Consider the following 20,821-nt stretch of genomic DNA (forward strand, 5'->3'; position numbering starts at 1 on the left):
CCGGTGGATCCCGCGCGGGTGCGCCAGATGTGGCATCTGCTGGAGCCCGTGCACGCGGTCGTCTACTACGCCCCCGAGGTCTTCGAGGAGTCGGCCGCGCTGGGCCTCGCGACGGACGAGCGCTGGCCGTCCTACTTCCCGCTGCGGGCCGCGCCGCTGGGCCCGGTGGGCGCGCCGGGCATCGCCTCCGCCTTCTACAGCTTCAGCCCGCCCACGGTCGAGCGGTACGCCCCCGACTGGCGCAAGGCGAGCCCGGAGCAGGTCCTCGCGGCGCGGCTGCGCGGCGTCGACCGGTTCTACGGGCGGCTGTTCGGGGAGCGCACCGAGAGCCCCGAACTCGCCGAGGCGGCCTCGCTCGCGCGGCGCGCGGCGCTCGCGGCGCAGCCGGCGGGCCGCCCCCTGGCCGCCGCGAACGCGGCCCTGCCCTGGCCCACCGCCCCGCACCTCGTGCTGTGGCAGGCGGCGACGATCCTGCGCGAGCACCGGGGCGACGGCCACCTCGCCGCCCTGCTCACGGCGGGCCTGGACCCGGCCGAGTCCCTCGTGTCCTTCGCCGCGATCGGCGCGGCCCCCGAGGAGACCTTCGCGAGCCGGGGCTGGAGCGAGCGGGAGTGGTCGGCGGCCCGCGCACGCCTCCACGCCCGGGGCCTGGTGGCCGAGGACGGTACGGCGACCCCCGCGGGGCGCGCCCTGCGCACCGAGGTCGAGACCCGCACCGACGCCCTGGCGGCCGCCCCCTGGCAGGCCCTCGGCACGGAGGACACCGCCCGCCTCGCCGAACTCCTCGGCCCCTTCTGGCTCGACGTGATCGGCGCGGGCCTGCTCCCGTCCACGACGACCCTGGGCATCGGGAAGGTCTAGGCCCACCTCGCCCACCTCGCCCCGGCCCGCCCGGAGTCGGCGCCCGCCGACCGGGTAGACATGAAGCCCGGCTCGAAACGCCGGGGGCACGTCGGTGGGCACAGCGAGAGGCACGGTATGCGGCACAAGGCGGGACCGCTGGGCGCGGTGGGCACGGCGGTCCTCTGCGGGGTACTGCTCACAAGCGCGGGCTGCTCGGACCTGGACGAGGTGACGGCGGGCTCGGGCGGCGGCTCGGGCGGCCCGGCCACCGCCGCGCGCGGCTCCGCGCTCGCGGCCGTCGACTCGCTGACCGTCAAGGGCCGCGCGCCCAAGACGGGTTACGCCCGCGACCGCTTCGGCAGCGCCTGGGCCGACACCGACTCCAACCACTGCGACACCCGCGACGACGTCCTCAAACGCGACCTTGAGGACGTGCGGTACAAGGAGGGGAAGTGCGTCATCGCCGGGGGGACTCTCACCGACGACCCCTACTCGGGGAAGACGATCCGCTTCACCCGGGGCGCGAGCACGATCGACATCGACCATCTCGTGTCGCTGTCCGACGCCTGGCAGAAGGGCGCCCAGCAGTGGGACGCGAGCAAGCGCATAGCGCTGGCCAACGACCCGCTCAACCTGCTGGCCGTCAGCGCCGGTCCCAACCGCAGCAAGGGCGAGGGCGACTCCGCGACCTGGCTGCCCGCGAACAAGGGCTACCGGTGCACGTACGTCGCCGGCCAGGTCGCCGTGAAGAAGAAGTACGGGCTGTGGGTGACCGGCGCCGAGCGGGCGGCGATGAAGAAGGTCCTGTCCACCTGCCCCGGCCAGAAGCTCCCGGCCGGTGACGCCCCGACCAGCGCCCCGGCCCGCTTCCACGCGGACTGAGCGCGGGGGCCCGCGCCCACGAGCAGCCCGCACAGCCCGGCGACTCCCGGGCGCGGAGGGCTGGACACCCGTCGGCTCAGCCGCCCCGGATGCTGAGACCGGCCCTCCCCGCGCACGTCGCCGCGTGTGCGCGGCCACGCGCACTGCCTTGACGGCTTCCCTTGACGGGTCGCCCTGACGACCTCGCCCTGGCGGCTCCCCCTGGTGGCTCCCCCTGACGGATCGCCCTGACCGTGGCGCGTCAGCACCGCCTCGCACCGCCCGGCAGGGTGCCGCTTCGCCCGCGCCGACCGGGACCGACGGGCTTGCCCCCGCTCACCGCCCCGGCGGCGCGGCTTCGCGGTCCGCCTTCCGAAACTGTTCCGCCCCGACGGTGCGCGAGGCGAGAATGGGCGCATGTCAGGAAGCCGCCCGCAGAAGCGGTGTTCCCTCCGCCGTCCTGCCCCAGGAGCACGCCATGCACGGCATCGGTCCCGGCCCTGTGCCTCCGAGGTCCCGTCGTCCCTCGACGGCCGCGCTGGCCGTCGAGCGCACCGGGCTCACGCTGGTCTCGCTGTGCGCGCTCGGCTTCCTGAGCTGGATCTCCCTGCTGCGGGCGGCGAGCGTGACGCGCAGGCGGGCCGGCTGGTTCGCCCTGTGGTGCTCGGTGGCGTGTGCCGTTCTCGGCACCGTCTTCGTCGCGGCCGACCCCGGGAGCGACGAGATCGAGGGCTGGCAGGGCAATGTGGGCATGGTCCTCCTGCTGCTCAACGCCTTCGCGGGAACGGCCTACTACCTGTACTCCGACATCCGCTACCGCGCGACGGCCGCCTCGCCGCCCGGCCTCGTGGGTGTGTCCGCCCACGCCCCGGGCCATTACCCCGCCCCCGGGACCTACGCCCCCGCGGCGCCCGCCGGCCCCTACGCCCCCACCGCCCACGGGTTCCCCGCCCGCCCGGCGTCCGGATACCCGCAGCCCCTCCCCGCCCCGGTGCCCCTGTCGGCCCCGTACCCGGGCCGCATCGACCAGGTCCGCGCCGAACTCGACGAACTGAGCGCCTATCTGCGCGCCGAGGAGGCGGGCCGCACCCCGGCTGACGGCCCCTCCGACCAGGTCCCCTCCGACCAGGTCCCCTCCGACCAGGTCCCCTCCGACCACGTCCCTTCCGGCTACGGCCCCTCCGACCACGTCCCCTCCGGCCACGGTCCCTCCCCCTCCGGCCCCGCCCCTTCCGGGACCGCCCCCGAGTACCCGGGCGCCCACGGCTGGGCCCCCGACAGCCCGGACGGGACCACCTCCCGGTGAGCGCCGGACACGCCGGCACGGGGGAGACCTCGCGGCTCGTCGCCGGCCGCTACCGCCTCGCGACGGTGCTCGGCGAGGGCGGCATGGGCCAGGTCTGGACGGCTTACGACCAGCGGCTGGACCGCCGGGTCGCCGTCAAACTGCTGCGCCCGGACCGCTCCTCGGGGCAGCACGCCGAGGAGCTGCGCCACCGCTTCGCCCGCGAGTGCCGGGTCACCGCGCAGGTCGACCACCCCGGGCTCGTCACCGTGCACGACGCGGGCACCGAGGGGGAGGACCTGTTCCTCGTCATGCGGCACGTCGGCGGGGTGAACCTCGCCGAACACCTCGCGCGGCACCGGCCCTACCCCTGGCCCTGGGCGGTCGCGGTCGCCGCGCAGCTGTGTTCCGTGCTGTCCGCCGTGCACGCGGTGCCGATCGTCCACCGCGACCTCAAGCCGCACAACATCATGATCGGCGAGGACGGCACCGTCACCGTCCTCGACCTGGGCGTGGCCTCGGTCATGGACACCGACACGACACGCATCACGCAGACCGGCGTCCCCGTCGGCACCCCCGCGTACATGGCGCCCGAGCAGGCGAGGGGCGGCGCGGTCGGCCCGTACACCGACCTGTACGCGCTGGGCGTCCTGCTGTACGAGCTGCTCAGCGGCGAGGTGCCGTTCTCCGGGTCGGCCTTCGGCGTCCTGCACAGCCACCTGTACGACATCCCGGTGCCCGTACGCCAGGTGCGCGCCGAGGTCCCGCACGCCCTGGACACGCTCGTGCGGCGGCTGCTCGCGAAGGACCCGCAGGCGCGTCCGCGCGACGCCGCCGCCGTGCACGAGGCGCTGCTCCCGCTGCTGCCCGCGCGCGGTACGCCCGCCGGAGCGCTCGACCCGCTGCGCCCCTTCCTGCGCCCGCACGCCCCGTGGCCCCTCCACCCGGCCCCGGCGGCCCCGTCCCCGTCCCGCGCCCACACCCCGCGGCCGGTCACCGGTGGCGGGGTCCCGGACGTCACCACCGCCGTCGACCAGGTCAAGCACCTGCTCGGCGAGGGCCGGGTCACCCAGGCCGTCGACCTCCTCGGTGATCTCCTGCCGGCCGCCGCCGCGAGCTACGGCGAGGGCTCCGTCGTCGTCCGCATGCTCCGCAAGCAGTACGCGGCCACCCTCATGGAGGACGGCCAGTACCGCCGCGCCCTGCCGGAACTGCGCCGCCTCGTGGGGGAACACGCCGCCGGGAGCGGGCCCGCCGACCGGGAGGTGCTGCGTCTGCGCTACGAGGCCGCCCAGTGCCTCGAACAGCTCGGCGAGGCGGCGAGCGCCCTGCGCGAGTACCGCGAGCTGCTCGCGTACTTCTCGCACCCGTACGCCGGTGACCGGCTGCTCGCCCTCGACGTACGGCGCAGGATCGGGCACGTCCTGCTCGCCGTGGGCGACCACGGCGCCGCCCACGAGGCCCTGTCCTCCCTGCTGTTCGACGCCGAACGGCTGCACGGCCAGGGCCACCCCCTCCCCGCCGAGATCCGCCGCACCCTGCACTGGCTCAGCCGCGTCCGCTGAGCCCGCGTCAGCTCTCCTCGCCCCCGATCGGCTCACGCGCCACACAACTGGCCGTGAATCGTTGGTCGAAGCGGTAGCCCGCGGGCTGCCGACTGCCTAACATCGATCACCGCAAGCTTGTGCTCCGAAGCACAATCTCTGGGAGGCTCCCCGTGCACAGCCGCCGTCGCACCAGCCGCAGCCGTAGCCGCACCACCGGGCTCGCCCTCTCCGCCGCGCTCCTCGCCGGCGTGCCCCTGCTGTCCGCGTGCGGCAGCGAGGCCCATCCCGGGGCCGCGGCCGTCGTCGGTGGCCAGCGCATCACCGTCGCGCAGCTGGAGAACCGCGTCAGCGAGGTCCGCGAGGCGCAGCGCGCCGCGAGCCCCGACACCAAGTCGTACGAGCAGATCGTCGGCAAGAGCGGCAAGCTGTCCCGTTTCACCCTCCAGTCCATGGTCCGCGACCGCGTCCTGGACCGCGCCGCCCGGGACGCAGGGGTCACCGTGAGCCGCGCCGAGGTCCAGCGGCTGCGCGCCTCCTTCGCCCAGCAGGCCGGGGGCGACAAGGCCCTCCGGACGGCCTGGCTCCAGCAGAACGGGGTCGCGCCCGCCCGCCTGGACGAGAGCCTGCGCACCGAGATCGCCGCGCAGAAGCTCTACCGGGCGCTCGGCGCCGACCCGAACACCAAGGAGGGGCAGGACGCGTTCTGGAAGGCGCTGTCCGTCGCCGGGAAGAAACTGAAGGTGGACGTCAACCCGCGGTACGGCTCGTGGAACACACGCACCAGCGCCCGCGCCGACACGCAGCCCGCCTGGCTGCGCGAGGTCTCGAAACCGGCGGGCACCGAACAGAGCTGACCGGGCACCGAGCAGAGCTGACCGGGCCCCCGCCGCCCGCCGGGGCCCGCGGCCACTGCGTTACGTTCGGGGGGTGAACGCAACCACCCCCGCCGCCGGGCCCGGCCGGATCGTCCTGCTCACCACGAGCCACCGGGTCGCCCCCGGGCTGCTGTCCTGGCCGGCCTGGGACACGCTGCGCACCGCCGCCCGCGTCCTGTGCGCCGACCCGGACCACCCCCAGCTCCCGTACCTGCGCGAGGCCGGGATCGGTGTCGAGCGGTACGCGCCCGAGGCGCGGGAGCTGGTCGAGTTCTGCGCCGACGGCTCGACCGTCGTCGTCCTCCCGGGCGGGCCCGGCGGGGAGAGCGACACGGCGGGGGACCGGCGCCTGACCGACCAGCTGGCCGCGATGGCAGGCTCGGGCCGCTTCGCGATGCCCGAACTCGAACTGCTCCCCGCCTCCTACGACCTGCCGGGCGCGCGCCTGCTCGACCTCGTGCAGGTCATGGACCGCATCCGCGCCGACTGCCCGTGGTCGAGCCTCCAGACCCACGAGGGCCTCGCCCCGTACGCGCTGGAGGAGGTCTTCGAACTCGTCGAGGCGATCGAGACGGGGGACCGCGCCGAACTGCGCGAGGAGCTGGGCGACGTCCTGCTCCAGGTCGTCTTCCACTCCCGGATCGCGGAGGAGGACGCGGAGGAGCCCTTCTCCGTGGACGACGTCGCGGGCGCCATCGTCGACAAGCTCGTCCACCGCCACCCGCACGTCTTCGGCGAGGAGAGCGCCGAGACCCCCGAGGACGTACGCGCCCTGTGGCTGCGCAGGAAGGCCGAGGAGAAGGGCCGCACCTCGGTCACCGAGGGCGTGCCGCTGGGCCAGCCCGCCCTGTCCCTCGCCGCGAAACTCCACGCCCGCGCCCGCACGGCGGCCCTCGACGTGGACCTGCCCACCGGCCCCGTCCCCGTCCCCGGCGACGAAGGAGCGGGCGGCGGCATCGGCTACGAACTCCTCGCCCTCGCCGCGAAGGCCCAGGCCCAGGGCGTCGACCCCGAGACCGCCCTGCGCGGCGCGGCCCGCGCGTACCGGGACGCGATCCTGGCGGCGGAGAGCCGTCAGGGCTGAGGGGGGCGGCGGCGCGCGAACTTCAGGTCGATGTCCAGGGGGAACGGGACCCGGATCCGCAGTTGGTCGTGGTGAATGCCGGTGATCGCGTAGCTCTCCGTCGCCGGGTCCAGCTCGTAGACGTAGACGACAGGGCGGTCGTCCACGTTCTCCACCCGCCAGTAGTGACGGATGCCGGCCGCCGCGTACTTACGCGGCTTGACCTCGCGGTCACGTTCCTCCGATTCGGGTGAGACGACTTCGACGGCCAGCAGGATGAGTGCGGGGTCGATCCAGGACTGCCGCAGCGATTCCACGGCCTTCAGCGGAACCAGCATCAGGTCCGGTTCCGGGCGGGTGCGGGAGCCGAGTCTCGTCGTCATCTCCCGGAGCACTTCCAGGTCGTCCGGGACCTGAATCCGCAGCGCGTCCTCCAGCAGGCGGACGACGAGCAGGTGGAAGTACGTCTGCGGACTCATGAAGAACAGGCCCCCGTCGATCAGCTCGGTGTGCGGCGGGAGCCCCGGAATCCGGTCGAGGTCCTCCGCCGTCCAGCCGCCGGCCGGAGGCGTCGGCCAGGCGAACCGCTCCTCCTGCGGCTCCGGCCCCTGCGGCCCCGGAGTGTTCTCGGCGGCGGTGCTCATAAGCGCTCCCATGCGACGGAGTATGGCCGTACTCAAGAGCCTACCTGGGGCATATGCCGCAGGTATATACGAAAGAGTGAAAGCCGCGCACGGGAGTTCACGCCGCCGCCGGGCCCGCACGGACGGAGGCAGCGCCGAGGGAGCCCCCCGCCCGGCCCGGTACCGTCGACCGGTGACCGAGAACGCCCCCTCCACCCCGGCCGAGCCCACCGCCCCCGCCTGCCCCCTCGCGGCGCCCGGCCCGACCCCGCCGCTGTTCAGCCGGGAGTTCGCCGCCGACCCCTACCCCGCGTACGCCTGGCTGCGCGAGCACGAGCCGGTGCGCTGGACGCGGTTGCCGAGCGGGGTCGAGGCGTGGCTCGTCACGCGGTACGCCGAGGCCCGGCAGGCCCTCGCCGAGCCCCGGCTGTCGAAGAACCCGGCGCACCACGCCGAGTCCGCGCACGCCAAGGGCAGGACCGGCATCCCGGGCGAGCGCAAGGCCGAACTCATGACGCACCTGCTCAACATCGACCCGCCCGACCACACCCGGCTGCGCCGCCTCGTCTCGAAGGCGTTCACGCCGCGCCGGGTCGCCGCCTTCGAGCCCCGGGTACGCGAACTGACCGACGCCCTCATCGACGGGTTCGCACAGAAAGGGGAGGCGGACCTCATCCACGAGTTCGCGTTCCCGCTCCCCATCTACGCCATCTGCGATCTGCTCGGCGTCCCGCGCGAGGACCAGGACGACTTCCGGGACTGGGCGGGCATGATGATCCGGCACGGCGGCGGACCGCGCGGGGGAGTGGGCCGGGCTGTCAAGAAGATGCGCGGCTACCTCGCCGAACTCATCCACCGCAAACGCCTGGACCCCGGCGACGACCTCATCTCGGACCTCGTCCGCGCCTCCGACGGCGGGGAGCACCTCACGGAGAACGAGGCCGCCGCGATGGCCTTCATCCTCCTGTTCGCCGGCTTCGAGACGACCGTGAACCTCGTGGGCAACGGGGTCCTCGCCCTGCTTGGGCACCCCCGGGAACGCGCCCGCCTCCAGGAGTCCCTGGCCGCGGGGGACCGGGGCCTGCTCGCGACCGGCGTCGAGGAACTGCTGCGCTGGGACGGCCCGGTCGAACTGGCCACCTGGCGGTACGCGACCGCGCCGCTGCGCGTCGGCGAGCAGGACATCGCGCCCGGCGACCCCGTACTCGTGGTGCTCGCGGCGGCCGACCGCGACCCGGAGCGCTTCGCCGAGCCCGACACGCTCGACCTCGCGCGCCGCGACAACCAGCACCTCGGCTACGGCCACGGCATCCACTACTGCCTCGGCGCGCCGCTCGCCCGCCTCGAAGGGCAGACCGCGCTGGAGCGGCTGCTGACCCGCCTTCCGGACCTCGCGCTCGACGCCGAACCCGAGGACCTGCGCTGGCGCGGCGGCCTCATCATGCGGGGGCTGCGCACCCTGCCCGTCCGCTTCACTCCCGTCACTCGTGCCCCGGACGGGGGCGCGTAATACCCGACTTACCCGCGATGTGACACCTCGTACGACCTGAACCCACGTCAAAAATGTGATGTTCGCGTGATCGGGGCTGCATCGACTTGTGACAGGCATTCGAATCCGGCTACGTTCACGTCCGACTCAGCTGTCACGCGAAAGGCAACCGCATGCTCTCCGGGAACGGCCGTCACCGACGCCCCCGCCAGGCCCCGGCCCTTGTCGTCGCGGCAGGTGTGACCGGCTCGGCCATCGCCATTCCGCTGCTCGGCGCGACCGGCGCCAGCGCGGACCAGGGCCCTTGGGACCGCCTCGTCGAATGTGAGACCGGCGGCTCGTGGAGCGCCGACGGCGGCAACGGCTACTACGGCGGCCTCCAGCTCTCCGACGACGAGTGGGAGGCGAACGGGGGTCTCGACCTCGCCCCGCGCGCCGACATGGCCACGCGCGCCCAGCAGATCCTCGTCGGTCAGCGCATCCTCGCCACCGAGGGCCCGTCCGCCTGGCCCGGTTGTGCCATCGGGGCGGGGCTGACCCGCGATGACGGCGGCACCGACGACGCGGCGGGCGCGGGTGTCGGCGACACCTCGACCGTCCCCGCCTCGCCCTCCGCGAAGCCCTCGGCCTCCGGGGACTCCGCGAAGAAGGCGAAGTCCGGCAAGAGCGACGAGTCCACCGAAGCGGGGAAGTCCGGCAAGGGGGACAAGTCCGGCAAGGGGGACGAGAGCGCCGAGGCGTCGAAGTCGCCCAAGAAGAGCTCGAAGCACGCCAAGCCGGGCGCTTCGGACGAATCGTCCGCACCGGACGCCAAGTCAAGCGCCTCCCCCTCGGCCGGGAGTGGAGGGGACGACGCCTCCGGCAAGTCCTCCGGCCGCCACGCCAAGAAGGGCGCTCAGAGCCCCACCGGCGACCCGTCCGCCTCTTACGAGGGGGGCGACGACACGTCCGGCTCCGGCGCGACGGACCAGGCGCCGGACGACGAGGCCGCCCAGGACCCGGCCGCCACCGGAACGGACCGTTCCGTGGCCGGCGAACTCCACGCCTCCCGGGGAGAAAACGGGCAGAGGTCGGCGAACGACGACACCAAGGACAAGACGTACAAGGTGCGTTCGGGCGACAATCTCTGGGCCATCGCGGACGCCCACAAGCTCCCCGCGGGCTGGACCGCGCTGTACGAGCAGAACAAGAAGGTCGTCGGCGCCGACCCCGACCTCATCCTTCCTGGCCAGAGCCTGGATCTTGGTGTGGATTCGGGTCAATAACCGGACAAGAGGGTGTCAGGGTTCGGGGCTAATTGTCCGGTTGAGGGCAAGTGAGACATGAGTCTCAACAGCCCTGATCGTCTTTGAAGTTCCGGTTGTTTCTTGCTTAACGTCGTCTCCGCTCCCCACCGGGAGCCCCGACGGTCGTCACGCCGAATCCTGCCGGCGACCGTGCGGGACAGTCGTCGCGTCGAGCGCCGAAGGCAGGAGCGGGGGACCCAAGGTTTGTGCCCCGTGCGCCGTCCGGAGAGATCCGGGCGGCGTACGGGGCTCGGGGTGAAGTCGTGCGCAAGGTCGCACGGCCGGGCAACTCACGGGCCCGAACCCGACAGCTCACCTCGTAGGCGTCGGTGAGGAGACCTCTTCATGCTGTTTTCCAGCAAGGGCAAGCACCGTCGTTCTTCCAAGGCCACCCGCGTCGTCGCCCTCGCGGGTGTCACCGGCGCCGCCATCGCCGTCCCGCTGATGGCCTCCGGCACCGCCTCCGCCGCCTCCGTCTCGACCTGGGACAAGGTCGCGCAGTGCGAGTCCGGCGGCAACTGGTCCATCAACACCGGCAACGGTTACTACGGTGGCCTCCAGTTCAACCAGTCCTCCTGGGCCGCCGCCGGTGGCACCCAGTACGCCCCGCGCGCCGACCTGGCCACCAAGGGCCAGCAGATAGCCACCGCCGAGAAGCTCCTCGCCATGCAGGGACCGGGCGCCTGGTCCTGCGCCGGCGCCGGTGGCCTCACCAACGACGGTGTGGACCCGGGCGTCAGCACCGGCTCCTCCTCCGGCCAGCAGCCGCAGCAGGCCGCCCCGCAGCACACCGACAGCCAGGCCGCCTCGCGCGGCCAGCAGCGCCAGGCGGCCCCGCAGCCCAAGGCCGCGCCCAAGGCCGCCCCGAAGTCCACGACCGGCACGGTCAAGACCGACACCGGCAAGATCGTCCCCAAGGGCGACGGCGAGTACAAGGTCGTCACCGGCGACACGCTGAGCGAGATCGCGCAGAAGCACCACGTCTCCGGCGGCTGGTCCAAGCTGTTCCAGCTCAACGACGACATCGTCAAGAACGCCGACCTGATCTACCCGGGCCAGCAGCTCCACCTGAGCTGACCCGGCCGGCGGGCCCCGCGCCCGCCGCTCCCCGGCCCACCCCCATGGGCCACGGCCCGCACGGGCCGCCCCGGCCCCTGAGGGCCGCCCCGCCCCGGCACGTGTCCCCCGCGCGTGCCGGGGCGGGGGCCTTTCCGGCCGCCCGGCTCGTCCGTGCGCGGCCCCGCTCAACGGCGGGCTCATGTGTCACGGCGGGCGGCTCAGATGCTCGGTCACCCCGTCGGCAACGCGCCGGATATGCGGACGATGCCCGTTGTGTCCGCTCGTTTCGTCTTAGCGGGCGGGCTTCGGGGGGCCGGAGGTCCCGCGCCGGTTAGGCTCATGACGCAAGGTGCTCACGCACCCCGCACTTCCTGCTTCACATCCCACGAAGGAGATGCTCGTGCCGTCCATCGACGTCGTCGTAGCCCGGGAAATCCTGGACTCCCGAGGCAACCCCACGGTCGAGGTCGAGGTCGGCCTCGACGACGGGAGCACGGGCCGCGCGGCCGTGCCCTCCGGCGCCTCCACCGGGGCCTTCGAGGCCCTCGAACTGCGTGACGGAGACGCGAACCGCTACGGCGGCAAGGGCGTCGAGAAGGCCGTCCTGGCCGTCATCGAGCAGATCGGCCCGGAGCTGGTGGGCTACGACGCCACCGAGCAGCGGCTGATCGACCAGGCGATGTTCGACCTGGACGCCACCCCGGACAAGTCCTCGCTCGGCGCCAACGCCATCCTCGGAGTCTCCCTCGCCGTCGCGCACGCCGCCTCCGAGGCCAGCGACCTGCCGCTCTTCCGCTACCTGGGCGGCCCCAACGCGCACCTGCTCCCGGTGCCGATGATGAACATCCTGAACGGCGGCTCGCACGCCGACTCCAACGTGGACATCCAGGAGTTCATGATCGCGCCGATCGGCGCCGAGTCCTTCTCCGAGGCCGTCCGCTGGGGCTCCGAGGTCTACCACACCCTCAAGAAGGTCCTGAAGCAGCGCGGCCTCTCCACGGGCCTCGGTGACGAGGGCGGCTTCGCCCCGAACCTGGAGTCCAACCGCGCCGCCCTCGACCTCATCCTTGAGGCGATCAAGGAAGCCGGCTACGTGCCGGGCCGTGACGTCGCGCTCGCCCTGGACGTCGCCGCCTCCGAGTTCTACAAGGACGGCACGTACCTGTTCGAGGGCAAGGAGCGCTCGGCCGCCGAGATGACCGAGTACTACGCGGAGCTCGTCTCCGCGTACCCGCTCGTGTCCATCGAGGACCCGCTGTACGAGGACGACTGGGCCGGCTGGAAGACCATCACCGACAAGCTCGGCGACAAGGTCCAGCTCGTCGGTGACGACCTGTTCGTCACCAACCCGGAGCGCCTGGCGCGCGGCATCGAGGAGGGCTCCGCCAACGCCCTGCTCGTCAAGGTCAACCAGATCGGCTCGCTGACCGAGACCCTGGACGCCGTGGAGCTGGCCCAGCGCAACGGCTTCAAGTGCATGATGTCCCACCGCTCCGGCGAGACCGAGGACGTCACGATCGCCGACCTCGCCGTCGCCGTGAACTGCGGTCAGATCAAGTCCGGCGCCCCGGCCCGCACCGACCGCGTCGCCAAGTACAACCAGCTCCTGCGCATCGAGGAGATCCTCGACGACGCCGCCGTGTACGCGGGCCGCTCCGCGTTCCCGCGCTTCAAGGGCTGAGCCCCCGAGGCCCCCGCGCCGCGCGGCGCCCGTCGGCACCCGGCTGACGGCCCGCCCCGGGGCGCACGGCCTCCGTACGTCCCCGCACCCGGTCCCGTACCGTGTGCGGGGACGTACGCGTGTTCAGGACGTACGCGCGTTTCACGGGTGCACGGGGAGGCACGATGCCAGCGAGGGACCACCGGGACCGGTTCTCCACGGCCACCCGGCTGCGGGCGCTCGGCGAGCAGACCGCCGCCCGCGTCTACCGCTCCCAGTCCCGCCGCCAGGACCGCCGCTCCCGGCTGACCGGACGCGCCGCCCTCCTCGTCCTGGTCCTGTGCACGCTGGTCGTCGCACTCGCCTACCCGATGCGCCAGTACGTCTCGCAGCGCAACGAGATCGCCGACATGCGCGAGCAACTGCGCGAGCACCGCGCCGGCGTGGAGCGGCTGCGCGACGAGAAGGCGCGCTGGGAGGACCCCTCCTACGCCCGTCAGCGCATCCGCGAACGCCTCCACTACGTGCTGCCCGGCGAGACCGGCTACACCGCCGTGGTCCGGGGCGCCGCGCTCCAGGGCCCGCAGGGCGACAGCGCCGTGTCCGGCCGCGCCTGGTACGCGAACCTGCTCACCGGGATCGACCACGCGGACGCCGCGGACCGCTGAACCGCCCGGGGACGGCGCGCCGCCGCCCTGCGGCGATACTGGGGGGAACGGGACGGCACCGAGCCGGCCCCGCCCGCCAGGCCCGCCGCCGTACGTACGAGAGAAAGCCCCGCATGGACACGCCCCCGCCGCCCACCGCGCCCACCGAGCCGACCGAGGCCGATGTCGCCGCCTTCAAGCAGCAGCTCGGCCGTCCGCCGCGCGGGCTGCGCACCATCGCGCACCGCTGCCCCTGCGGGCTCCCGGACGTCGTGGAGACGGCGCCCCGGCTGCCCGACGGCACCCCGTTCCCGACGCTGTACTACCTGACGTGCCCGCGCGCCGCGTCCGCGATCGGCACGCTGGAGGCGAACGGCGTGATGCGCGAGATGAGCGAGCGCCTCGCCCGCGACCCGGAACTCGCCGACGCCTACCGCGCCGCGCACGAGGACTACCTGAAACGCCGCGACGAGATCGAGGAGCTGACCGGCTTCCCGAGCGCGGGCGGCATGCCGGAGCGCGTGAAGTGCCTGCACGTCCTCGTCGCGCACTCGCTCGCGGCCGGGCCCGGCGTCAACCCGCTCGGCGACGAGGCCCTCGCGATGCTCCCCGAGTGGTGGGCGAAGGGCCCGTGCGCGGACCTGTGCGCGACGGCCGAGGGGGAGGGCAAGTGACGCGGGTCGCGGCGATCGACTGTGGTACGAACTCCATCCGCCTGCTCGTCGCGGACGCCGACCCGGCGACCGGCGAACTGCGCGACCTGCACCGCGCCATGCGCATCGTGCGCCTGGGCCAGGGCGTGGACCGCACGGGCCGCCTCGCCCCCGAGGCGCTGGAGCGCACCTTCGACGCGTGCCGCGAGTACGCGCGCGTGATCGAGGAGCACGGCGTCCCGGCCGGCCGCCTGCGCTTCGTCGCGACGTCCGCCTCCCGCGACGCCTCCAACCGCGAGGACTTCGTGCGCGGCGTCCACGAGATCCTGGGCGTCGACCCCGAGGTGATCACCGGCGACGAGGAGGCCCAGCTCTCCTTCACCGGCGCGACGAAGGAACTCACCGGCTCCGACACGTACCGCAAGCCGTACCTGGTGGTGGACATCGGCGGCGGCTCCACGGAGTTCGTGGTCGGCGAGGACACGGTGGCCGCGGCCCGCTCGGTCGACATCGGCTGCGTCCGCATGACGGAACGCCATCTCGCCCGCGAGGACGGCACGGTGGTCGACCCGCCGACCGCGGACCTGGTCGCCGCGATCGAGTCGGACATCGAACGAGCCCTGGACCAGGCCGCCGAAACGGTCCCGCTGACCGAGGCGCACACCCTCGTGGGCCTCGCGGGCACGGTCACGACGCTCGCCGCGATCTCCCTGGACCTCCAGGAGTACGACTCGGCGGCGATCCACCACTCCCGCGTCTCCTACGCGTCGGTGTCCGCGATCACCGACCGCCTCCTGACCTCCACCCACCCCGAACGCGCCGCGATCCCCGCGATGCACCCGGGCCGCGTCGACGTCATCACCTCCGGCGCCCTGATCCTGCGCGCCCTCATGCGCCGCGTCGGAGCGAAGGAGGTCGTGGTCAGCGAACACGACATCCTGGACGGCATCGCTTGGCATGCCGCACTCGACGACGAGTGACCCTCTGATGTGAGGCGGCCCGGAGTCTCAGGGCTCCGGGCCGCCTGATCTCAGATGTCGCGGTAGACGCCGCGCCGGTCGCCGATCTTGACGACGAGGACGATGAGCTCGCCGTCTTCGACCTGATAGGCGACCCGGTAGCTGCCGACCCGCAGCCGATAGAGGCCCGACGGGCCGGTGAGTTTCCTGATGTCGGCGTCCTCACGGTACGGATCGTCGCCGAGCGCGGTCAACGCCGCCAGGATGCGCATGGCGGCAGGCCGGTCAATGGCCCGAAGTTGACGCTGTGCGGCTGTGGTGAACCGGAACCCGTACTTCACGCCGCGTCGTCGGTGCGCTCGGCGAACAGGTCTGCCAGCAGCTCAGCCATAGGCACCGTCGGGCCGCCCTGGGCCAGGACCGCTTCCGCCTCCCGGGCCAGCAACACGTCGGCTGCTTCCTCCAGTGCGTTGAAGTCCGCGATCGGCACCACGGCCGCGACGGGCTCGCCGTTGCGGGTGATCACCGTAGGTGTGCCCTCCTCGGCACGATTGATGTGGTCCGCCAGGTGTGCGCGGGCTTCCCGTACAGTCACAGTGCTCTCGGCCATAAAGAAAGTGTACGCACGATCGTGTACACGCACACGCCTCGGGAGTGAGTGACGCTTTGGAGGCGTTCGTCGAAAGCCTCGGGCTGCGCCCGCTGGACGTCGGTGGCCTGGTGATGGCGCACTGGCTGGAAGGGGCGGGCGTGGTCACGGTGGGCCTCGCCGGCCACGGCGTGGGGAACCTGGACTTCGCCCTCGGCGTCACCGGACTTCCCGCCTGAGCGAAGCGCTCGCAGACCTGCCCCGGCGACGGGCCCCGTCCCCCTGGGTCTCGCCTTCGGCCCGGGCGGCTTCCTCGGGCATTTCGAGTTCGGGGAGCCCGAAGAAGCCGGCGACGGCGCACGCGATCCTCTCCTCGACGTCGTCGCCTTCAAGGTCCGCGTGCGGGCCGGCCAGGCGCGCCGCCGTGAGCGCGGGCAGCAGCAGATCAGGTTCCGCGCCCCCTCCGTCGCTCGGGGACTCGAAGGTGAGGAAGGTGATCAGCCGCCCGTCCCGGTAGTACGCGAACCAGGGACCGTGGGCTTTCGCTATGCACGGCTCGGTGACGAAGACGACGAGCTCACCGCCGTCCGCGCACAACGGCCCGTAAGCGGTGGGCTCGTAGTCCCCGTCGTCCCACCCGAGCATGTCGTGCATGATCACCCCCCACTCCTCCCCCTTGCCGTAGGCGAGCGGCACGCGCCGCGCGTCAAGAAGCCCCCGGGTGAGCGAGTCCAGCGAAATCCCCCGGAAGAAGACGACGTTGGTCTCCTCGTGATGGGCGAGCGGGCGATCTGTCCAGTGCGTCATGGGGGACACCGTAGGAGGTGGCTCGGACATCGCGGCCGGGTTCGGCGGGGCAGCGGGGCAGCGGGTCAGCGGGTCAGTGAGAACTCACCACTCGACCACCGCCCACACGATCTTCCCGAACGGCCGGTCGCGAACGCCCCACGTCGCGAGCGCGTCCACGATGAACAGCCCCCGCCCCCGCTGACGTTCGGCCGACTCGGATTTCCGGCGCGGGGCACGACGGCACGTGTCGTGCACCTCGACCAGGACCCGGCCGGGGGCCGTTTCGAGGACGAGGCGGAAGGAGTCGCCCGGCTCGCTTCCGTACCGGACGGCATTGGTCACCAACTCGGAGACGACGAGCACGACGTCTTCGAGGCGATCCGCCGCTTCGCGCCCGGCGGTGGTCGCCGTGGCCCTCAGGTGCGCCCTGGCAAAGGACCGGGCCTCGCTGACGGACTCCTCGACCGCGCGGAAAGTGGACTGTGCGGATGGGGCCACAGCGGTTTCGCCGGGCTGCTCCTCGGTCATCGTTCCGGTCACTTCTCGGCCTCCAGGGGCGGTGTCGCGGCGGGCAGTCCGGGGAGTGGGGCAGGGGTGTTGTGCTTCGCGCACGGGACGGGTTCCTTCGTGGCGCAGATCAGCAGACGGGCGCGGGGGCTGACCTGTACGGCGGTGCGGCCCGTGCGGAGAGTGAGGGCAGGGAGGCCGGCGGCCAGCCGGACGCCCGCGACATGCGTGATCTCTCGCCACTCGCCGTCCCGGCAGACGACGGAGCCGACGACGACGCGGTGTGCGCAGGTGTACCCCAGGAAGCTGAACCCGGTGGTGGGGAACGCCGCCGTGCGGAGTCTCTCGTCGAGGCGTGATGCGTTCACGGCGTGCCCTCACCTTCCAACTCCCGCCGCCTAGAGGGCTGTCCGAGTCGCAGTTGGCACAGCTTCACCTGCGAAGGGGTCAGGAGCAGCAGCGACTCGGAGGTGCCTCCGTCCTCGTGGTGCACGGTGACGGGCAGGGCGGTCTGCCGTTCGTGCCAGTCGGGGAGCGCTTCCCACCGGTGCGGGGTTACGTGCGTGACGGGGACCGCCACGGGCCGCAGAGTGCTCCCGTCGGATGTCGCACGCCAGTCCCCACCGCCCCCGGGCAGGCGGAGGTGGTAGGAGGCCGCGCTCTCGCCGGGCAGGCCGACCACGACCCCCACCTGCCCGTCCTGAGCCAGGTCGTGAGCCAGATCGCCCAGACGAGGGCGGAAGGGGGCGCCGTGACGTAACTGCGCTGGAGTGTTACGAAGTTGCTCTGATCGGGGTTCTCCCATGCTCCGAAGCTATGACGGAGCCGTGGGCCGAATATGAATCGGAGGAATACCGCCCTTATCCGTCGAGATGGAAGCGGTCCGACATGCGGCGCAGCTTCTCGCGCGTGGTCGCTCGTTCGGCGTAGACGATGCTGCGCAGGGTTGACCTGGCGATGGGATGGTTGCGGACGAGTTGCGGTGCGATACGTTCGGCCGTCTCCAGCTCCGCCAAGGCCCGGTCCCGGTTTCCGTCCCACAGCCAGGCGCGCGCGAGGTCCATATGGTGGTGTCCCTGGCGGGAGTTGGGGAGTGCGGCGACCAGTTCTCGCGGGGTGCGCCGGTTTATGGCCAGGGCCTGTCGTTGCTGGTGCATCTCCAGCGCGACGCTGATCGCGTGGATCTGGACGTTGCCCGGCGAGAACGTGAGCGAGTGGCGGTCGTGGACCGGGGGGCCCGCGTACTGCCCCAGCCGATCGGCGGCGGTCCTGGCGTACGCGATGCGGTCCTCGGCCTCTGCCGGGCGCCCGCCCCGTGCCGCGGACACCGCCGCCCGGAGCTGGAGCGTTCCCCAAGCGCGCACGGCGAGCGGCTGCCCTCGCTCGTAGTCCTCCTGGACGCGGGCGATGGCCCGGTCCGAAAGGTCGATGGAGTCCTCCCAGTCGGCGGTCGCCCACATGTCCCACACCCGCATCCAGTCGGCCACGGCTGACATGACGGTGTCACCGGAGAGCTGGGCCGACCACGCGGCACGTTCGCAGGACATGGCGACCAGTTCGGGGTGGCCCAGGGCGTGCCCCGCGGTGTGCGCGAACTTGCAGCACACCGCGTAGACCGCGAACGCCTCCTCGCGCTCGTGTCCCGTGGCCACCTCGGCGAGGGCACGCGCCTCCCGGAACAGGTCGGGCAGCACCTGCACGATCGCCACGTTCGCCGCCGCGTCACGCAGACGGTGCAGCCGGCTCGCCTCCTGCCACAGCTGGTGGGCGGAGCGGGGCGTGCCCTCGAAGACCGGAGCGAGGTCGTAGCGGCGCAGTTCGCGCAGAATGGACGACGCGGCCACCTGCCACTGGTTCTCGTCCGGCGAGCTGTTGTACGGCCGGCCGATCAGGTCGTTGGGATGGACGTGCAACTCGGCGGCGAGCTGGTTGAGCAGACCGACCCGGTCGAGCTCGATCAGGCCGCGTTCCATCTTCGACACCCACCCCTGTGACTTCCCCAGGGCGGAGGCGAGATCGGCCTGCGGCATCCCGAGGCGCAGCCGCGCGCGACGGGCCCGGCGGCCGATCTCCTCGGCTTCCTCCAGCATCAGCGCGCCCCCCTTGCGGTGAGGCGTCGGCGACTTGGGCGTGTCTGGAGAGGCATCCGCGCTCCCTGCGTCGGCTCCGTCGGGCTTCTGGGCACGACGGTACAGAGGGCGGGCGGTGCGTGGGCGGGACTGCTGATGCCTGGAGATCAGGCCGGATCGCGCCGGTGCCTGTGCGCAGCACCCGGGATGCCGCTTTACGGGCCCGGCGAGCGGGCATCCCACGCGAGACAGTGGGGGAGCGGCCCGGCGCCCGTCACCCACCGGGCCGAAACCCGCGCGTGCGAACAAGGGAGTATGCATGCACCTCATCGCTGACGCCTCCGTCCTCCCGGTCCTCTGGTGGAAGTCGTCCCGGTCCGACTCGGCGGCCCAGTGCGTCGAGTGCGGCATCGTCGATCCGGCCGCCCGGGTCCTGGCCGTCCGCGACAGCAAGGACCCGAGCGGCCCGGCCCTGCTGCTCTCCTACCGGGCCATGAACGCGTTCACCTCGGCGCTGTAGGCGTTACGGCCGGGAGGCGCGGGCGTCTGGACCGCCGTCGGCGTCTCCCGCGTCGGCCCGTCCCGCACCCCGGCGGGCTGGTCCGAGGCCCGCTCACCGAACACGAAGCCGGCCCGCCGCATGACGTCCGGCCGCGCAGGCGGCGCGCGTCCGAGAAGAGGGAGTGAAAGTCCGTACGCGCGCAGGCGGGAGCCTCCGTGCAGGCATCGAAGGTTCGTGCGCGCTGCCTTCCCCTCTCGCCATGAACGGCCGTGGGTGACAGCCTCTTCTGATGACTGTTCAGCAGGGTTCGGGGCAGCCCGGGGAGCCGCTGTCCAACATGGCGGACCACTGGTGGTGGCGCCCGGGGTGGAGTGTCGGGCGCCGTTTCTACACCTGGCACCTGACGTTCGCCGACGCCGCCGAGGTGCGGCGGCTGGCCGCACGGTACCGGGCTGCCCTCGCCGACGTCCCGGACCTCGTCCTCGTCCCTGACCGGTGGCTGCATCTGACCATGCAGGGCATCGGCTTCGTGGACGAGGTCGACCGGGGCACCGTCGACCGGATCGTGGAAGCGGCCCGCGTACGGCTAGGCCGCCTGCCCGCCTTCGACATCACGCTGGGCCCCGCCGTCCTCTACCCGGAAGCCGTCCTGCTGGCCGCACAGCCGGCCGAGCCCGTGGGCACGGTGAGGACCGCGATTCGCAACGCGATCCGGGATGTGCTCCCCGAAGTTCCGGAGAGCGCCGACGGCTTCCGGCCGCACGTCTCCGTCGCCTACTCCGCCGGGACCGGGGCGGCCGGCCCGGTGGCCGACGCGCTCGCGCGGCTCGGCGACGCCACGGCGTCCACGCGCGTCGTCTCGGCCGAACTCATCGTCCTCGGGCGCGACCAGCGGATGTACGAGTGGGACACCTACCGGAGCCTTCCGTTGGCGTCATAACGACGCGGGGAAAGGGGGAGGGCCAGCCCCTACCCCCGCACCTCCCGCCCCACCCACGCCAGGTACGCGTCGCCGCCCGCCGTGATCGGGGTCGCGATGATCTCGGGGACGTCGTAGTCGTGTTCCGCCGTGATGTGGGCGGACAGCGCGTCGAAGGCGGCTGCCGTCGTCTTGTAGAGGACGCGCCACTCGGTGTCCGTCTCCACGCGGTCCTCCCAGCGGTAGACGCTGGTGACGGGGCCGTCGATCTGGGCGCAGGCGGCGAGGCGGGCCTCGACCGCCGAGGTCGCGAGGCGGCGCGCCTTCTCCTGTGTTCCGGTGGTCGTGAGGACGGCGAGATGGTCGGCCACGGGGGCTCCTTACGGCTGCGGCGGGCCGTCACCGTACCGCTCGGGGAGGCTTCCGGAGAGCGCTGAAAAGGGGCGTTCGGCCCTGCTTCACGACATGGCCGCAGGAAAGTTCGTGAAGTTCTTCACAAGGAAAACGGTCCTCTTGGGCGAGGTTGGTGCCCTCGGTGTGTCGTGGACCCCACTCAAGGGGGCGTCGGCCCCTTCAGATGAGGGTTTCAGGGGTGT

24 protein-coding genes, 1 pseudogene and 1 riboswitch are annotated in these 20,821 nt (G+C 72.7%); of the genes and pseudogenes, 16 read left to right on the top strand and 9 right to left on the bottom strand.

Annotation, left to right across the window (positions count from 1 at the left end; genetic code table 11):
• Window positions 1–27 precede the first annotated feature (27 nt).
• The 6 genes from AB0J21_RS05720 (at window position 28) to AB0J21_RS05745 (ending at window position 6,495) form a co-directional block, all read left to right on the top strand.
• The gene (locus tag AB0J21_RS05720; RefSeq protein WP_363144711.1) at window positions 28–861 is read left to right on the top strand and encodes a hypothetical protein; all 834 of its coding nucleotides are present in this window, start codon (window positions 28–30) and stop codon (window positions 859–861) included.
• Window positions 862–978: 117 nt separating this feature from the next.
• Complete coding sequence (locus AB0J21_RS05725; protein WP_363144535.1) at window positions 979–1,725, top strand: HNH endonuclease family protein; 747 nt, start codon at window positions 979–981, stop codon at window positions 1,723–1,725.
• Window positions 1,726–2,182: 457 nt separating this feature from the next.
• Window positions 2,183–3,010 (top strand): hypothetical protein, encoded by an 828-nt coding sequence (locus AB0J21_RS05730; protein WP_363144536.1) that lies wholly within the window; start codon window positions 2,183–2,185, stop codon window positions 3,008–3,010.
• A complete protein-coding gene (locus tag AB0J21_RS05735; protein ID WP_363144537.1) occupies window positions 3,007–4,554 on the top strand; it encodes a serine/threonine-protein kinase in 1,548 nt (515 codons plus the stop codon). Before AB0J21_RS05730 ends, AB0J21_RS05735 begins: the two co-directional genes overlap by 4 nt.
• Window positions 4,555–4,706: 152 nt before the next feature.
• Complete coding sequence (locus AB0J21_RS05740) at window positions 4,707–5,390, top strand: SurA N-terminal domain-containing protein (RefSeq protein WP_363144538.1); 684 nt, start codon at window positions 4,707–4,709, stop codon at window positions 5,388–5,390.
• 73 nt (window positions 5,391–5,463) lie between these two features.
• Window positions 5,464–6,495: a nucleoside triphosphate pyrophosphohydrolase gene (locus AB0J21_RS05745; protein WP_363144539.1), complete on the top strand. Its 1,032-nt coding sequence runs from the start codon at window positions 5,464–5,466 to the stop codon at window positions 6,493–6,495.
• On the opposite strand, the gene AB0J21_RS05750 is transcribed toward AB0J21_RS05745, so the two are convergent.
• The gene (locus AB0J21_RS05750) at window positions 6,486–7,130 is read right to left on the bottom strand and encodes a Uma2 family endonuclease (RefSeq protein ID WP_363144540.1); all 645 of its coding nucleotides are present in this window, start codon (window positions 7,128–7,130) and stop codon (window positions 6,486–6,488) included. The two genes, AB0J21_RS05745 and AB0J21_RS05750, sit on opposite strands and share 10 nt — an antisense overlap.
• 160 nt (window positions 7,131–7,290) lie before the next feature.
• Between AB0J21_RS05750 and AB0J21_RS05755 the strand changes: the two genes are divergently transcribed.
• The 7 genes from AB0J21_RS05755 to AB0J21_RS05785 all read left to right on the top strand — a co-directional run bounded on the left by AB0J21_RS05755 (window position 7,291) and on the right by AB0J21_RS05785 (window position 14,871).
• Window positions 7,291–8,607 (top strand): cytochrome P450, encoded by a 1,317-nt coding sequence (locus AB0J21_RS05755; RefSeq protein ID WP_363144541.1) that lies wholly within the window; start codon window positions 7,291–7,293, stop codon window positions 8,605–8,607.
• Between the two features lie 218 nt (window positions 8,608–8,825).
• Window positions 8,826–9,851 carry a transglycosylase family protein gene (locus AB0J21_RS05760; RefSeq protein WP_363144542.1) on the top strand — a complete coding sequence of 342 codons (1,026 nt, stop codon included), beginning with the start codon at window positions 8,826–8,828 and terminating at the stop codon, window positions 9,849–9,851.
• 185 nt (window positions 9,852–10,036) lie between these two features.
• Window positions 10,037–10,213: riboswitch (cyclic di-AMP (ydaO/yuaA leader) on the top strand.
• Window positions 10,214–10,217: 4 nt separating this feature from the next.
• Entirely contained in the window at window positions 10,218–10,949 is a 732-nt protein-coding gene (locus AB0J21_RS05765) for a transglycosylase family protein (RefSeq protein ID WP_363144543.1), read from the top strand.
• A gap of 376 nt (window positions 10,950–11,325) precedes the next feature.
• Window positions 11,326–12,612, top strand: coding sequence for a phosphopyruvate hydratase (gene eno / locus AB0J21_RS05770; RefSeq protein ID WP_363144544.1), 1,287 nt, complete (start codon window positions 11,326–11,328; stop codon window positions 12,610–12,612).
• A gap of 164 nt (window positions 12,613–12,776) precedes the next feature.
• The gene (locus AB0J21_RS05775) at window positions 12,777–13,259 is read left to right on the top strand and encodes a septum formation initiator family protein (RefSeq protein ID WP_363144545.1); all 483 of its coding nucleotides are present in this window, start codon (window positions 12,777–12,779) and stop codon (window positions 13,257–13,259) included.
• A 113-nt stretch (window positions 13,260–13,372) separates the two neighbouring features.
• Complete coding sequence (locus tag AB0J21_RS05780) at window positions 13,373–13,912, top strand: DUF501 domain-containing protein (protein WP_363144546.1); 540 nt, start codon at window positions 13,373–13,375, stop codon at window positions 13,910–13,912.
• On the top strand, window positions 13,909–14,871 hold the full coding sequence (locus AB0J21_RS05785; protein ID WP_363144547.1) for a Ppx/GppA phosphatase family protein: 963 nt from the start codon (window positions 13,909–13,911) through the stop codon (window positions 14,869–14,871). The genes AB0J21_RS05780 and AB0J21_RS05785 overlap by 4 nt, the downstream gene beginning before the upstream one ends.
• 50 nt (window positions 14,872–14,921) lie before the next feature.
• On the opposite strand, the gene AB0J21_RS05790 is transcribed toward AB0J21_RS05785, so the two are convergent.
• Entirely contained in the window at window positions 14,922–15,191 is a 270-nt protein-coding gene (locus AB0J21_RS05790; RefSeq protein WP_363144548.1) for a type II toxin-antitoxin system RelE/ParE family toxin, read from the bottom strand.
• Window positions 15,188–15,460, bottom strand: a complete 273-nt coding sequence (locus tag AB0J21_RS05795; protein WP_200692811.1) for a type II toxin-antitoxin system Phd/YefM family antitoxin — start codon at window positions 15,458–15,460, stop codon at window positions 15,188–15,190. Before AB0J21_RS05795 ends, AB0J21_RS05790 begins: the two co-directional genes overlap by 4 nt.
• 56 nt (window positions 15,461–15,516) lie before the next feature.
• Between AB0J21_RS05795 and AB0J21_RS05800 the strand changes: the two are divergent.
• Window positions 15,517–15,678: pseudogene (locus AB0J21_RS05800) on the top strand (NADP oxidoreductase); the annotation flags it as partial.
• Here AB0J21_RS05800 and AB0J21_RS05805 read toward each other — a convergent pair.
• The 5 genes from AB0J21_RS05805 to AB0J21_RS05825 form a co-directional block, all read right to left on the bottom strand.
• On the bottom strand, window positions 15,659–16,246 hold the full coding sequence (locus tag AB0J21_RS05805; protein WP_363144549.1) for a hypothetical protein: 588 nt from the start codon (window positions 16,244–16,246) through the stop codon (window positions 15,659–15,661). The pseudogene AB0J21_RS05800 and the gene AB0J21_RS05805 overlap by 20 nt on opposite strands.
• Before the next feature lie 84 nt (window positions 16,247–16,330).
• On the bottom strand, window positions 16,331–16,768 hold the full coding sequence (locus tag AB0J21_RS05810) for an ATP-binding protein (RefSeq protein ID WP_363144550.1): 438 nt from the start codon (window positions 16,766–16,768) through the stop codon (window positions 16,331–16,333).
• Window positions 16,765–17,103: a hypothetical protein gene (locus AB0J21_RS05815; protein ID WP_363144551.1), complete on the bottom strand. Its 339-nt coding sequence runs from the start codon at window positions 17,101–17,103 to the stop codon at window positions 16,765–16,767. The genes AB0J21_RS05810 and AB0J21_RS05815 overlap by 4 nt, the downstream gene beginning before the upstream one ends.
• Complete coding sequence (locus tag AB0J21_RS05820) at window positions 17,100–17,426, bottom strand: hypothetical protein (RefSeq protein WP_363144552.1); 327 nt, start codon at window positions 17,424–17,426, stop codon at window positions 17,100–17,102. The genes AB0J21_RS05815 and AB0J21_RS05820 overlap by 4 nt, the downstream gene beginning before the upstream one ends.
• Window positions 17,427–17,595: 169 nt before the next feature.
• Entirely contained in the window at window positions 17,596–18,825 is a 1,230-nt protein-coding gene (locus AB0J21_RS05825; protein WP_363144553.1) for a helix-turn-helix transcriptional regulator, read from the bottom strand.
• Between the two features lie 298 nt (window positions 18,826–19,123).
• Between AB0J21_RS05825 and AB0J21_RS05830 the strand changes: the two genes are divergently transcribed.
• Both AB0J21_RS05830 and AB0J21_RS05835 read left to right on the top strand, forming a co-directional pair.
• Window positions 19,124–19,324, top strand: coding sequence for a DUF397 domain-containing protein (locus AB0J21_RS05830; RefSeq protein ID WP_363144554.1), 201 nt, complete (start codon window positions 19,124–19,126; stop codon window positions 19,322–19,324).
• 271 nt (window positions 19,325–19,595) lie between these two features.
• Entirely contained in the window at window positions 19,596–20,246 is a 651-nt protein-coding gene (locus AB0J21_RS05835) for a 2'-5' RNA ligase family protein (protein WP_363144555.1), read from the top strand.
• 29 nt (window positions 20,247–20,275) lie between these two features.
• Here AB0J21_RS05835 and cutA read toward each other — a convergent pair whose 3' ends face one another.
• Window positions 20,276–20,596, bottom strand: a complete 321-nt coding sequence (gene cutA / locus AB0J21_RS05840; RefSeq protein WP_363144556.1) for a divalent-cation tolerance protein CutA — start codon at window positions 20,594–20,596, stop codon at window positions 20,276–20,278.
• Window positions 20,597–20,821 lie beyond the last annotated feature (225 nt).

It is taken from the genome of Streptomyces sp. NPDC049954 (genome assembly GCF_040656295.1).
Classification (GTDB): Bacteria; Actinomycetota; Actinomycetes; order Streptomycetales; family Streptomycetaceae; genus Streptomyces.

What these genes read in the sequence shown, in the direction of transcription:
- AB0J21_RS05720 (WP_363144711.1), top strand. Translation starts at nt 28, where the DNA reads ATGTGGCATCTGCTGGAGCCCGTGCACGCGGTCGTCTACTACGCCCCC.
- AB0J21_RS05725 (WP_363144535.1), top strand. Translation starts at nt 979, where the DNA reads ATGCGGCACAAGGCGGGACCGCTGGGCGCGGTGGGCACGGCGGTCCTC.
- AB0J21_RS05730 (WP_363144536.1), top strand. Translation starts at nt 2,183, where the DNA reads ATGCACGGCATCGGTCCCGGCCCTGTGCCTCCGAGGTCCCGTCGTCCC.
- AB0J21_RS05750 (WP_363144540.1), bottom strand. Translation starts at nt 7,130, where the DNA reads ATGGGAGCGCTTATGAGCACCGCCGCCGAGAACACTCCGGGGCCGCAG.
- AB0J21_RS05765 (WP_363144543.1), top strand. Translation starts at nt 10,218, where the DNA reads ATGCTGTTTTCCAGCAAGGGCAAGCACCGTCGTTCTTCCAAGGCCACC.
- eno (WP_363144544.1), top strand. Translation starts at nt 11,326, where the DNA reads ATGCTCGTGCCGTCCATCGACGTCGTCGTAGCCCGGGAAATCCTGGAC.
- AB0J21_RS05775 (WP_363144545.1), top strand. Translation starts at nt 12,777, where the DNA reads ATGCCAGCGAGGGACCACCGGGACCGGTTCTCCACGGCCACCCGGCTG.
- AB0J21_RS05780 (WP_363144546.1), top strand. Translation starts at nt 13,373, where the DNA reads ATGGACACGCCCCCGCCGCCCACCGCGCCCACCGAGCCGACCGAGGCC.
- AB0J21_RS05795 (WP_200692811.1), bottom strand. Translation starts at nt 15,460, where the DNA reads ATGGCCGAGAGCACTGTGACTGTACGGGAAGCCCGCGCACACCTGGCG.
- AB0J21_RS05805 (WP_363144549.1), bottom strand. Translation starts at nt 16,246, where the DNA reads ATGACGCACTGGACAGATCGCCCGCTCGCCCATCACGAGGAGACCAAC.
- AB0J21_RS05825 (WP_363144553.1), bottom strand. Translation starts at nt 18,825, where the DNA reads ATGCTGGAGGAAGCCGAGGAGATCGGCCGCCGGGCCCGTCGCGCGCGG.
- AB0J21_RS05830 (WP_363144554.1), top strand. Translation starts at nt 19,124, where the DNA reads ATGCACCTCATCGCTGACGCCTCCGTCCTCCCGGTCCTCTGGTGGAAG.
- AB0J21_RS05835 (WP_363144555.1), top strand. Translation starts at nt 19,596, where the DNA reads ATGACTGTTCAGCAGGGTTCGGGGCAGCCCGGGGAGCCGCTGTCCAAC.